Here is a 12,377-nt window from a genome sequence, read left to right as displayed (position 1 = left end):
CTCAGGCCTCCTTCACACGCGGGTTGCGGGCGGTGCCCGGCTCGGCCGACCGGGCCGGCAGCGCCCGGCCCAGACCGCTGACCCGCGGCGACAGGAACGCCCGGGTCCGGGCGAACATCGTCATGATCGGGTGGCGGAACAGGAACACGACGACCAGGTCGAGCACTGTCGCCAGGCCGAGCGCGAAGGCGAAGCCCTTCACCGCGCCGACGGAAACGATGTAGAGCACCACCGCCGACATCAGCGTGATGGCGTTCGCCGAGATGATCGTCCGGCGGGCGCGGATCCAGGCGCGCGGCACCGCGCTGCGTGGACTGCGGCCCTCCCGGATCTCGTCCTTCAATCGTTCGAAGTAGATGACGAACGAGTCCGCCGCGACGCCCAGCGAGACGATCATGCCGGCGATGCCGGCGAGCGTGAGCGTGAAGCCGATCGACCGGCCGAGCACCACCAGCGCGCCGAACACCAGCAGCGCGGAGAGCACCAGGCTCAGGAAGATGACCGAGCCGAGCAGCCGGTAGTAGAAGAACGAGTAGATGATGACCAGCAGCATGCCGATGCCGGCGGCCAGCAGACCAGCCTTGAGGTGGCTGTCACCGAGCGTCGCGGTGACGTTCTGCTGCTCCTGCGGCTCGAACGTCACCGGCAGCGCGCCGTAGCGCAGCTGGCTGGCGAGCGCGTTCGCGGCCTTGTTGTCGAAGCTTCCCGTGATCTGCGAGTCACCGGTCAGCACGCCCTGGATCTCCGGGGACGAGACGATCTCGTTGTCCAGCACCACGGCGACCCGGCACTTGCCGTCCTGGCCGAGTGCGGTCTGGTCGCAGGCCTGGCCCTCGTTGTTGAACGCCTCGCGGGTCAGCGCGGTCCACTTCTCCTGGCCGCTGCCGGTGAAGTTCAGGCTGACCACCCAGGAGCTGGTCTGGTCGAGCTGGGCGGAGGCGTTCTTGACGTCGGTGCCGAGCACCTTCGCCACGTCGAGCAGGTATTTCGCGCCGGACTCGCAGGCGACCGCCTTCTGCTTCTCGTCCTTGATCGAGGCGGCGGGCCGCGCGTCGAGCTGGGCGCAGGTGATGGTCGGGACGTTGAACTGCATCTCCACCGGCAGGACCGCGATCTCCTGCGGGGAGAGCGTGCCGAACGGCTTGAGCTTGTCGGCCAGCGACGGGTCGGTGGTCAGGTCCGCCGGGGCCTGCAGGCCCGAGGCGGCGGCCCAGGCGGCCGCGCCGACCTTCTGCTCGACGGCCTTGCGCTGCTGCTCGATGCTCTGCGGCACCGGCTCGGCGCTGGCGCTCGGGCTCGGCGCGGCGGCGCTCGGCGTCGCCGACGGAGAGGCCGGGGCCATGCCGCCCTGCCCACCGGCGCTCGGCGATCCGCTCACCTTGGGGCTCGTGCTCGCCTTCGGCGACGCGCTGCCCGACGGCGTCGGGCTGGCGGCACCGGACGGGGTCGCGCTCGGGACCGGCGCGGGCGCGGCGGCGGCACCGCTGCCGTCGGTGGCCTTGAGCACCTTGCGGAAGCGCAGCTCGGCGGCCTCACCGACGTCGGTCAGGTCGCGGTTCTGGCCGGGCAGGGAGATGACGATGTTGCGGTTGCCCTCGGTGACCACCTCGGCCTCGGCCACGCCGTAGGCGTTGACCCGGCTCTCGATGATCTGGCGGGCCTCCTCGAGGTTGTCGGCGGTCGGGGGCTTGCCGTCCACCGTGTTGGTGGCCTCGAGCGTCAGCCGGGTGCCGCCGACGAGGTCCAGGCCGAGCCGTGGCTCCAGCCGGTCCTTCCAGCCACCGCTGGCGCCGCCCGAGAAGAACACCAATAGATAGAGGACGACGAAGATGAGCCCGAGCACGGCGAGCTGCCGTCCGGGCCGCATCTGTCCCTGAGGTGGTGCCACGGCTGTCCTGTCTCCCTGTACGGTCGCGCCGTTTCCACGGCGGCGACAACTGTCGGGCCGGGGGTGTCCGCCCGACTGCTCCGGCGGGTCGGCACCGGAGGACGGCACGCCGACTGGAGCGCGGCGCGGGGGCGCCGCACGGCCCGGCCGGATGCCGACGCCGCGCGCCGACCCCAACTATCCACTTGTACGGATGAATCCGCTGCCCCGTCCGGGACGGGTGGTCACTCCTTGACCGGCTCGGCTTCCTCGGTGATCGTCTCGGCCGCCGGCGCCTCGGCGCGCTTGATCACCCGCGCGACGGCGGGGCGGGCGTACCGGGTCTGCACGCCCGGGGCGACCTCGAGCAGGACCGTCTCGTCCTCGACCGCGGTGACCGTGCCGTGCAGGCCGCCGATGGTGACCACCTCGTCGCCCGGGGAGAGGGCGGCCTGCATCTGCTCGGCCTCGCGGCGGCGCTTCTGCTGCGGACGGATCATCATGAAGTACATGACGACGAAGAGCAGAGCGATCATGAGGATCGGCGTCAGACTGCCGGCTCCCCCGCCACTCGCTGCTGCGTAAAGCACGGTGTAGACCTTCCGGTTGGCGTCCGCCCCGGCGCCGGAGGGCGCCGCAGCGGAAGCGGATTCTCACGTCCTGTACAAACCGCGGCGAAGTCTAGTCCCTGCTCCTGAGAAGACCGAATGCGGCACAGATCACGAACGGATCACGGCTGATCGGTCTGCACCGAGAACAGATCGGGCCCCGGAGGGGCATCCGCACCAAATGTACCATTCGGGGGCGTACGGCCCAGATGGCGCCAAGCGGCCTCGGTCGCCACCCGGCCGCGGGGCGTCCGGGCCAGCAGCCCGGCCCGGACCAGGAACGGCTCGCAGACCTCCTCGACCGTGTCCGGCTGCTCGCCCACCGCCACGGCGAGCGTGGACAGGCCTACCGGTCCGCCCCGGAACGAGTCGACGAGCGCGGTCAGCACCGCCCGGTCGAGCCGGTCCAGGCCGAGCGCGTCCACGTCGTAGACGGTCAGCGCGGCCCGTGCGGTCTCCAGCGTGACCACGCCGTCGGCGCGGACCTCCGCGTAGTCGCGGACCCGGCGCAGCAGCCGGTTGGCGATGCGCGGGGTGCCCCGGGACCGGCCGGCGACCTCCGCCGCCCCGTCGGCGGTGATCGGCACGCCGAGGATCCGGGCCGACCGGTGCAGCAGCGTCTCCAGGTCGGCCGGCGCGTAGAAGTCGAGGTGCGCGACGAAGCCGAACCGGTCGCGCATCGGGCCGGTCAGCAGGCCGGAGCGGGTGGTGGCGCCGACGAGCGTGAACGGCTCCACGTCGAGCGGAATGGCGGTGGCACCCGGGCCCTTGCCGACGACCACGTCGACGCGGAAGTCCTCCATGGCGCTGTAGAGCAGTTCCTCGGCCGGCTTGGCGATCCGGTGGATCTCGTCGATGAACAGCACGTCGCCCTCGGCGAGGCCGGTCAGGATCGCCGCCAGGTCGCCGGAACGCTCGATGGCCGGGCCGCTGGTCACCCGGATCCCGGTGCCCAGCTCGGCGGCGACGATGTTGGCCAGGCTGGTCTTGCCGAGGCCGGGCGGACCGGAGAGCAGGATGTGGTCCGGCGGCGAGCCGCGCCGCATCGCGCCCTGCAACAGCAGGTCGAGCTGGTCGCGGACGCGGTCCTGGGCGATGAACTCGGCCAGCCGCTTCGGCCGGACGCTGGCCTCGGCGTCCCGCTCGGCGTCGTTCACGTACGCCGAGACCAGGTTCTCTCCGGTCATCGGGTCCGGCCCAGGAGGCGGATCGCCTGCTTGAGCAGCACCGGCACCGCCGGGGTCTCGCCGTCGACGGTCTCCGCCACCGCGGCCACCGCCTGCTCGGCCTGGCCGGTCGTCCAGCCGAGGCCGACGAGGGCCTGGCGGACCTGCTCCGGCCAGGCGCCCGCGGTCACCCCGGCCGCGCCGTCGGCGCCCACCGGCACCGGGCCGACCCGGTCGCGCAGTTCCAGCACCAGCCGCTCGGCGCCCTTCTTGCCGATGCCGGGCACCCGGGTCAGCGCCGCGGTGTCGGCGTTGGCGATGGCCTTGCGGACCGCGTCCGGCGTGTGCACGGCGAGTACCGCCTGGGCCAGCCGGGGACCGACCCCGCTGGCGGTCTGGAGCAGCTCGAACAGCTGCTTGGCGTCGTCGTCGGCGAAGCCGTAGAGGGTGAGCGAGTCCTCCCGGACGACAAGGCTGGTGGCGAGCCGGGCGGGCTGGCCCACGCGCAGGTCGGCGATCGTGCCGGGAGCGCACTGCACGGCCAGGCCGATGCCACCCACCTCCACCACCGCGTGATCCGGGCCGGTGGCGGTCACCGTGCCGCGTACGCTCGCGATCATCGCGTCCCTCCTCGTCGGGCCCGTTGCGCGGCCTCGGCCAGCTTGGACCGGGTGCCGCCGCGCCACACGTGACAGATGGCCAGCGCCAGCGCGTCGGCGGCGTCGGCCGGCTTCGGCGGCTCGGGCAGCCGCAGCAGCCGGGTGACCATGGTGGTCATCTGCTTCTTGTCCGCCTGCCCCGACCCGGTCACCGCGGCCTTGACCTCGCTCGGCGTGTACGTCGTCACCGGCAGCCCGGCCCGGGCTCCGGCGAGCACCGCGACGCCGCTGGCCTGCGCGGTGCCCATCACGGTGCGGACGTTGTGCTGGCTGAACACGCGCTCCACCGCGACCGCGTCCGGCCGGTGCTCGGTGACCAGGTCGGTCAGCGAGCGGTCCAGGTGCAGCAGGCGCAGCGCGAGGTCGTCCTCCGGGTCGGTGTAGACCACGTAGTAGGCCACGAGCGTGCAGGGACGGCCCGGCACGCCCTCGACCACGCCGACCCCGCACCGGGTCAGCCCCGGGTCGACGCCCAGCACGCGCACGCCGCCTCCTCCCCGAGCCGCCAGCAGTACGTGTGTTCGACACACCCTACTGGTGCCCGCCGACGCCGGGACCGCCGGACACGCCGGGTGCGGACGGTGACCCGGCGCACCACACAGGCGGGCGGTGGAGTATGTGTCGCCGCCCCATGTGCCAGGGGGCAACCGGCTCGTACGTTCATGCGCCATGACGGCAGAACCCGTGGCGGTCCCCCACGTCGTACACGTCGACCTGACCGGTCGCACCGCGCTGGTCACAGGTGGTGGCGGCGGCATCGGACGGGCCTGTGCCCTGCGCCTGGCGGCGGCCGGCGCGACGGTCGTGGTGCTGGACCGCGACGTGACGGCGGCCGAGGCGGTGGCCGCCGAGGCCGGCGGCCGGGCGGTCGGGATCGACCTGGCCGACCCGGCGGCGGTGGACCGGCTCGGCGTCGACGCCGACATCGTGGTCAACAACGCCGGGCTGCAGCACGTCGCGCCGGTGCAGGACTTCCCGGTCGAGCGCTTCGAGTACATCCAGCGGGTCATGGTGGAGGCGCCGTTCCTGCTGATCCGCCGCGCGCTGCCCCGGATGTACGCGAACGGCTGGGGCCGGATCGTGAACATCTCCTCGGTGCACGGGCTGCGCGCCTCACCCTTCAAGGCCGCGTACGTCTCGGCCAAGCACGCGCTGGAGGGCCTGTCCAAGGTGGTCGCGCTGGAGGGCGCCGCGCACGGCGTCACCGCCAACTGCATCAACCCGGCGTACGTGCGCACCGCGCTGGTGGAGAGCCAGATCGCCGACCAGGCGGCCACCCACGGCATCGGCGAGGACGAGGTGGTCGAGAAGATCATGCTGGCCCGGGCGGCGATCAAGCGGCTGATCGAGCCGGAGGAGGTGGCCGAACTGGTGGCGTACCTCTGCTCCCCGCCCGCCGCGTTCCTCACCGGCACCTCGATCGCCCTCGACGGGGGCTGGACGGCGAACTAGTGGGCCCGCGCACAATGTCGGTCATGTCGTCGCCGGTGGAGTTCCTGGAGCTGCTGGCGCGCGAGGCCGCCGCGGTCGAGTTCGAGGGCCCGCTGGTGGCCGCGCGCGCCGCCGGCCTGCCCGCCGAACGGCTCGCCGAGCTGGAGCAGGCGAAGGTGGTGGCGCTGCGGGTGAGGGCGCTGCTGGCGCGCCGGCGCCGCCGGGAGACCGAGCTGTCCGGCCTGTACGACACCGCGAGCGACCTGGCCGGGCTGCGTGACCTGGACGACGTGCTGCGCGCGATCGTGCACCGGGCGCGGATCCTGCTCGGCACCGACGTGGCGTACATGACGCTCAACGACGACGAACGCGGCGACACGTACATGCGGGTCACCGACGGCTCGATCTCGGCCCGGTTCCAGCGGCTGCGGCTGGAGCTGGGCGACGGGCTGGGCGGGCTGGTCGCGCAGACCGGCACCCCGTACGTCACCTCGAACTACCAGGAGGACGAGCGGTTCCGGCACACCGGGGAGATCGACGGCGGGGTGGGCGAGGAGGGCCTGGTGGCCATCCTCGGCGTGCCGCTGCGGCTCGGGTCCAGCGTGATCGGCGTGCTGTACGCGGCGAACCGCTCGGCCCGGCCGTTCGCCCGCGAGGAGGTGTCGCTGCTGGTGTCGCTGGCGGCGCACGCGGCGGTGGCGATCGACACCGCGCGGCTGCTCGCCGAGACCCGGGCGGCGCTGGCCGAGCTGTCCGCGGCGAACAGCACCATCCGGGCGCACAGCAGCTCGGTGGAGCGCGCCGCCGCGGCGCACGACCGGATGACCGCGCTGGTGCTACGCGGCGGTGGGATGGAGGACGTGGCGGCGGCGGTCACCGAGGTGCTCGGCGGCGCGCTGCTGGCGCTGGACGCCGAGGGCCGGCGGCTGGCCCGGGTCGGTGAGATCGAGGAGCCGGACCGGGCGGACATCGTGGAGGCGGTGGCCGCGTCCCGTACCGAGGGGCGCAGCGTGCGCCGGGGTCCGCTCTGGTACGCCGCGGTGGTGGCCGGCGCGGAGAACCTGGGCGCGCTGGTGCTGCGCCCGGACGACGAGCTGGTCGACGCCGACCAGCGCATCCTGGAGCGGGCCGCGCTGGTGACCGCGTTGCTGCTGCTGTTCCGCCGGACCGTGGCCGAGGCGGAGGGGCGGGTCCGCGGTGAGCTGCTGGACGACCTGATCGCCCGGCCGCTGCGCGACGCGGACGCGCTGCGCGCGCGGGCCCGCCGGATCGCTGTTGACCTGGACGCCCCGCACGTGCTGGTGGCGGTCGGCGACGACGCGTTCGCCGAGACCGGCTCGGCCCGGCAGCGGGTGCTCTCCTGGGCCACCACGTACGCCTCGACCCGGGGTGGCCTGGCCGCGGCGCGCGACGGGCGGGTGGTGCTGATGCTGCCCGGCCGGGACGCGGGCGGCGCGGCCCGCGCGGTGGCCCGGGACCTGTCCCGGGTGACCGGCCGTCCGGTGACCGCCGGGGCGAGCGGGCCCTCCACCGGCCCGGCGTCGCTCGCTGTCACGTTCGCCGAGGCGGAGCGCTGCCTGTCCGCGCTGGGTGCGCTGGGCCGGGCCGGGCAGGGGGCGAGCACCACCGAGCTGGGTTTCGTCGGGCTGCTGCTGGGCGCGGTCGGTGACGCCGGGGACCGGGACGTGGCGCGGTTCCTCGCCACCACCGTGGGACCGGTACTGGACTACGACGCCCGGCGGGGCACCGCGCTGGTGAAGACGCTGGAGGCGTACTTCGGGGTGGGCGGCAGCCTGGCCCGGGCCGCCGAACAGCTGCACGTGCACGTCAACACGGTCACCCAGCGGCTGGAGCGGGTCGGTCACCTGCTCGGCGCGGACTGGCAGCGGCCGGAGCGGGCGCTGGAGGTGCAGCTCGCGCTGCGCCTGCACCGGCTGCGCACACCCGCCCGCTGAGCGGCGGGCGACGGACCGGCCGGGCAGGCGGCCCGGCCCGGGATCAGCGCACGCGCAGGCCGTCCAGGACCGCGTCCACGATCCGCTCGGGCAGCAGCCGCTCGTCGCGCTCGGGGTGCCAGCGCAGCATCCGCTGGGTGAGCATCGGCGCGGTGAGCAGCGCCATCGCCACCTCGATGTCGAGGTCCGCGCGCAGCTCGCCCCGGTCGACCGCGCGGCGCAGCACCTCGCGCATCGCCGCCCGCCGGGGCTCGATGATCGCCTCGTACGCCTGCCGGTGCGCCGAGCTGCGGTTCACCTCCGGCACCAGACAGGGCATGATCTTCCGGACGCGGACATCGGCGTGCTGGCCCACCGCGCCGACGAGTACCACCAGGTCGTCGCGGACGGAGCGCCCGTCCGTGCGCGGCGCGGGCCCCTTGAGCGTGCGCAGCGCGTCCAGCAGCAACGCGTCCTTGCCCGCCCAGCGGCGGTAGATGGTGGCCTTGCCGACTCCGGCGCGGTTCGCGATCGCCTCGATCGACAGCGACTCTATGGTGCTGCCCTCGGCCAGCAGGTCGAGGGTGGCGTCGACGATCGCCTCGTCCGCGCGGGTGCTCCGCGGTCGCCCGGGCGACCGCGGAGCATCCGCCGTGGAAGTCATGTCAGACATTGTCCACGAACCTATGCGGTACCGGCCAACTCCCGGTCGGTGACCGGCGCCGCGTCGGGGGCGACGACCGGCCGGCCCGGCATCCACCGCAGCACGATCACGATGCCGAGCGCGGCCACCACCGCGGAGGCGCCCGCCGCCCAGTGCATGGCCGAGACGAACGAGTCGTTCGCCGCGTCGATCAGTCGCGGCCCGTCGGGGCCGAGCCGGCCGGCGACCGCGTACGCCCCGGACACCGACTCCCGGGCCGCGTCGCGCACCGGGGCGGGCAGGGCGGCCACCGCCGGGCCGACCTGGTCGCGGTAGACGGCGGAGAGCACCGAGCCGAGGACCGCCACGCCGAGCGCGCCGGCCACCTGCCGCACGGTGTTGCTCACCGCGGAACCGACGCCGGCCTTCTCCCGGGGCAGCGACGACATGATCGACTCGGTGGCCGGCGGCATGATGTTCGCCATCCCGGCGCCCTGGAGGAAGCCCAGCGCCGAGAAGATCCAGATCGGGGTGTCCGCGTCGATGAAGACGAACGCGGCGAGCGCCACAGTGGTGAGCAGCAGCCCGGCGGCCGCGACCGCACGGCCGCCGTAGCGGCGGACCATCGCGGCGCTGCGCGGCGCGAAGATCAGCTGGGCCGCGGCGAACGGCAGGAACAGCAGGCCGCTCTCCAGCGGGCTGTAGCCGCGGACGAGCTGGAGATAGAACGCGCCGAAGAACATCACGCCCATGGCGGCGAAGAAGACCAGCCCGACCAGGGCCACCGGCGCGGCGAACCGGGGCACCCGGAACAGCCGTACGTCGAGCGACGGGTGGTCGCTGCGCAGCTCGTGGGCGACGAACCAGCCGAGCACCGCGAGGCCGCCGAGCACCGCGACCCACACCTGCGGGCGGCCGAAGCCGTGCTCGCCGCCGTCGATGATGCCGTAGGTGAGCGCGACCAGGCCGACCACCGAGAGCAGCACGCCGAGCAGGTCCACCCGGCCGGGCTTGGGGTCGCGGGACTCGGGCACCAGGGCCGCGACGAGCACCACGCCGAGCACCACCACGGGCACGTTGATCAGGAAGACCGAGCCCCACCAGAAGTGCTCCAGCAGGGCGCCGCCGAGCACCGGGCCGATCGCCACCGCGAGGCCGACCGCGCCGGCCCAGACGCCGATCGCCTTGGCGCGCTCGCGCGGGTCGAAGACGTTGGAGATGATCGAGAGCGTCACCGGCATGATGGCCGCGCCGCCGACGCCCATCAGCGCGCGGGCCGCGATCAGCTGGCCCGGGTCCTGCGCGTACGCGGACAGCAGCGAGGACAGGCCGAACAGCGCCAGCCCGAGGATCAGGAAGCGGCGGCGGCCGAGCCGGTCACCGAGCACGCCGAAGGTGAACAGCAGCCCGGCGAAGACGAGCGTGTAGGAGTTGATCGCCCACTCCAGCTCGCCCTGGGTGGCGCCGAGGCCGTGCACCGGGTCGGCCAGCGTGCGCAGCGCGACGTTGAGGATGGTGTTGTCGAGGACGACCACGAGGAGGCTGATCACCAGCACCCCGAGGATCGCCCACCTCCTCGGGTGTCCGGTGTTCTCGCGTGGTTCCACGTCCGTGCTCCCCCCGGTTTCCCCGCGATCGGAATACGATACGGGTCAGACTCGTAACGGAGCCGAGCGTAGGTGAGCGGGTTTCGATACGGAACCGGTTCGTATCGAATGTGTCTCAGGTCACGCGGGCGGCCCGGCCGCCAGCGCCAGCCGCAGCAGCACGTCCCGCACCGGCAGCAGCCGCCGCGCGCCGGACAACCGCCCCGCCCACCGCGCGCCCGCCGCGATCCGCTGCGTGGGCCGCCGGCGGCGCCTGTCGTACGCCCGCAGCGCGGCGGGCAGGTCGCCTGCTTCGCGGACGCAGTCGGCGAGCGCGACCGCGTCGATGAGCGCCTGGCAGGCGCCCTGCCCGAGATCCGGGGTCATCGCGTGCGCGGCGTCGCCGAGCAGTGCCGTCCGGCCGGACACGTACGACGGCAGCGGCGTCAGGTCGTGGATCTCGTGCCGCAGGATGCCGTCCGGGGTGAGCGCGTCGAGCACGCGCGGCACCGGCTGATGCCAGTCGCCGAAGAGTCGGCGCAGCTCGGCGCGGTCGTCGGGCGGCGCCGGGTGCCCCTCGGGCAGCCGCACCGCGGCGTACCAGTTGGTGCGGCCCGGCCCGGCCGGGGTCAGCCCGAACTTGCGCCCCCGCCCCCAGGTCTCGCCACCCTCGGCCAGGTCCAGGTCGACCACACCGCGCCAGGCCACCGCGCCCGCGTAGCGCAGCGGGTGCCGCCGGCCGTACATCGCCTCGCGCACCACGCTGTTGATCCCGTCCGCGCCCACCACCAGGTCGTACGCCTCGCGCAGCGGCCCCGGGTCGGCCACCGGAGCGTCCAGGCGCAACACCGGTCCGGGCAGCGCGCCGGCCAGGACGGCGAGCAGCACCGGCCGGGTGACCAGGTACACCGGCTCGCCGTGGCGGCGCTCCAGCCGGTCGACGTCGATGGTGGCGATCCGGCTGCCGTCCGGGCGCCGGATCGACCCGCCGGCCTGACGGCTGCCCCGGCGGCGCACCTCGTCGCCGACGCCGAGGGCGTCCAGGGCGCGCATCGCGGCGGGCCAGATGCCGAGCCCGGTGCCGGTCTCCGGCAGTGCGGACGACCGTTCCAGTACGGTCACGTCCCAGCCCGCCGCCCGAAGGCCGACGCCCGCCGCGAGCCCGCCGATCCCGCCCCCGACCACGACCGTGCGTCCGCCCATGCCCGTCACCGTACTACAGATGTAGTCGGCTGCACTACGCCTGTAGTCTGACCGGGTGACCGATCGCCGGCGACTCCTGCTCGACGCCGCCATCCGGGTGCTCGGCACCGGCGGGCCGCGACAGCTCACCCACCGGGCCGTTGACGCCGAGGCGGGCCTGCCCGAGGGCTCCGCGTCCAACCGGTTCCGCACCCGGGAGGCACTGGTCACCGGCGTCTTCGACCGGCTCGTCGAGGTGGAGACGGCGGCCTGGCAACGGCTCGCCGCGGACCTGCCGCCGGGCGACGTCACCGCGTTCGCCGCAGTGGTCGGCCGGCTGATCCGGGAGTTCACCGACCGGCAGCGGGTGGTCACGCTCGCCAGGTACGCGTTGTTCGTCGAGGCGGCCGTGCGGCCCGACCTGCGCCCGGCGATCGAGGCCGCCCGGGCACGGCTGGCCGGCTGGGGGGAGCCGCTGCTCGCCACGCTCGGCTCGACCGACCCGCCGGCCCACTTCCGGATGCTGCTGGCACTCGTCGACGGGCTGCTGAGCAACCGGCTCGCCGCCCCCGGCGACGACGTCGACCCGGAGGCCGCCGTCGCCACGCTGCTGCGCGGCTTCCGCGCCTAGGGCTGGGCCGCGGGGCGCCCGGCCGCGGCACGGCAGGTGCGCAGCGCGTCGGACAGGGTCGTCAGATGCCCGTCCGGTGGCATGATCCAGCCCGGCCCGGCGCTGTGCACCCACACCGACGGGAACTCCCGCGCGAACCGGGCCATCCGGTACGCCCGGCCGGTCACCGGGGTCTGCGACCACACCACCACCGTGTGCGGCCGACTGCGGCGCACGGCGCTGGCCAGCGCCGGCCAGGGCAGGGCGGCGCCCAGCAGCAGGCTGCCCAGGTTCGCCTCCCGCAGCGCGGCGGCGAGCGCGTGCAGGCCGAGACAGTGCAGTTCCTGTTCCGCCGCGGCGAGCAGGATGCCGCCGCCCGGCGACGCCCGCCCCGGCTCGCGCACCAGTGCGTCCAGGCCGGACCGGATCCCCTCGGAGAAGGCGTGCTCCACCGCCACCTCGACGGCGCTGTGCCCCGGTAGCGCGGCCAGCATCGGCGCGCAGACCCGCTCCCACACCGCCGTCACGCCCCACCGACCCGCGGCCTCGACGACGAGCGCGGCGACCCGGTTGCCGTCCAGGTCCTCCGCGGCGAGGGTGAGGTGCTTGCGGACGTCCTCGACGGCGTCGCCGGGCATCGCCTCGGTCACCACCAGAAGCACCTCCCGGGTAGACGGTCACTACCCGGGGT

12 protein-coding genes are annotated in these 12,377 nt (G+C 74.2%); 3 read left to right on the top strand and 9 right to left on the bottom strand.

Going from position 1 to position 12,377, the window contains the following annotated elements:
- Position 1 precedes the first annotated feature (1 nt).
- The 5 genes from secD to ruvC all read right to left on the bottom strand — a co-directional run bounded on the left by secD (position 2) and on the right by ruvC (position 4,785).
- A complete protein-coding gene (gene secD / locus O7611_RS08885; protein WP_269696556.1) occupies positions 2-1,888 on the bottom strand; it encodes a protein translocase subunit SecD in 1,887 nt (628 codons plus the stop codon).
- A gap of 224 nt (positions 1,889-2,112) precedes the next feature.
- A complete protein-coding gene (gene yajC, locus O7611_RS08880; RefSeq protein WP_135239395.1) occupies positions 2,113-2,457 on the bottom strand; it encodes a preprotein translocase subunit YajC in 345 nt (114 codons plus the stop codon).
- Between the two features lie 140 nt (positions 2,458-2,597).
- The gene (ruvB, locus tag O7611_RS08875) at positions 2,598-3,662 is read right to left on the bottom strand and encodes a Holliday junction branch migration DNA helicase RuvB (RefSeq protein ID WP_194802902.1); all 1,065 of its coding nucleotides are present in this window, start codon (positions 3,660-3,662) and stop codon (positions 2,598-2,600) included.
- Positions 3,659-4,261, bottom strand: coding sequence for a Holliday junction branch migration protein RuvA (gene ruvA, locus O7611_RS08870; RefSeq protein WP_269696555.1), 603 nt, complete (start codon positions 4,259-4,261; stop codon positions 3,659-3,661). The genes ruvB and ruvA overlap by 4 nt, the downstream gene beginning before the upstream one ends.
- Positions 4,258-4,785 carry a crossover junction endodeoxyribonuclease RuvC gene (gene ruvC, locus O7611_RS08865; protein ID WP_194802904.1) on the bottom strand — a complete coding sequence of 176 codons (528 nt, stop codon included), beginning with the start codon at positions 4,783-4,785 and terminating at the stop codon, positions 4,258-4,260. The genes ruvA and ruvC overlap by 4 nt, the downstream gene beginning before the upstream one ends.
- Positions 4,786-4,969: 184 nt before the next feature.
- Between ruvC and O7611_RS08860 the strand changes: the two genes are divergently transcribed.
- A complete protein-coding gene (locus O7611_RS08860; RefSeq protein WP_194802905.1) occupies positions 4,970-5,752 on the top strand; it encodes a 3-hydroxybutyrate dehydrogenase in 783 nt (260 codons plus the stop codon).
- A gap of 14 nt (positions 5,753-5,766) precedes the next feature.
- On the top strand, positions 5,767-7,686 hold the full coding sequence (locus O7611_RS08855; RefSeq protein WP_269698068.1) for a helix-turn-helix domain-containing protein: 1,920 nt from the start codon (positions 5,767-5,769) through the stop codon (positions 7,684-7,686).
- Between the two features lie 43 nt (positions 7,687-7,729).
- Here O7611_RS08855 and O7611_RS08850 read toward each other — a convergent pair whose 3' ends face one another.
- The 3 genes from O7611_RS08850 to O7611_RS08840 all read right to left on the bottom strand — a co-directional run bounded on the left by O7611_RS08850 (position 7,730) and on the right by O7611_RS08840 (position 11,097).
- Positions 7,730-8,338, bottom strand: a complete 609-nt coding sequence (locus O7611_RS08850; RefSeq protein ID WP_269696554.1) for a TetR/AcrR family transcriptional regulator — start codon at positions 8,336-8,338, stop codon at positions 7,730-7,732.
- 11 nt (positions 8,339-8,349) lie between these two features.
- Positions 8,350-9,915, bottom strand: coding sequence for an MFS transporter (locus O7611_RS08845; protein WP_269696553.1), 1,566 nt, complete (start codon positions 9,913-9,915; stop codon positions 8,350-8,352).
- 120 nt (positions 9,916-10,035) lie between these two features.
- Positions 10,036-11,097, bottom strand: a complete 1,062-nt coding sequence (locus O7611_RS08840; protein ID WP_269696552.1) for an FAD-dependent monooxygenase — start codon at positions 11,095-11,097, stop codon at positions 10,036-10,038.
- Positions 11,098-11,152: 55 nt separating this feature from the next.
- On the opposite strand from O7611_RS08840, the gene O7611_RS08835 reads away from it, so the two are divergent.
- Positions 11,153-11,707, top strand: a complete 555-nt coding sequence (locus O7611_RS08835) for a TetR/AcrR family transcriptional regulator (RefSeq protein ID WP_194802909.1) — start codon at positions 11,153-11,155, stop codon at positions 11,705-11,707.
- Here O7611_RS08835 and O7611_RS08830 read toward each other — a convergent pair.
- A complete protein-coding gene (locus tag O7611_RS08830; protein WP_269696551.1) occupies positions 11,704-12,336 on the bottom strand; it encodes a transcriptional regulator in 633 nt (210 codons plus the stop codon). The genes O7611_RS08835 and O7611_RS08830 overlap by 4 nt on opposite strands.
- Positions 12,337-12,377: the final 41 nt, after the last annotated feature.

This window comes from Micromonospora sp. WMMC273 (assembly GCF_027460285.1).
GTDB classification, from domain to species: Bacteria; Actinomycetota; Actinomycetes; order Mycobacteriales; family Micromonosporaceae; genus Micromonospora; species Micromonospora aurantiaca.
The sequence above is the reverse complement of the archived record's forward strand: the minus strand, read 5'-3'. Positions and strand labels throughout refer to the sequence as shown.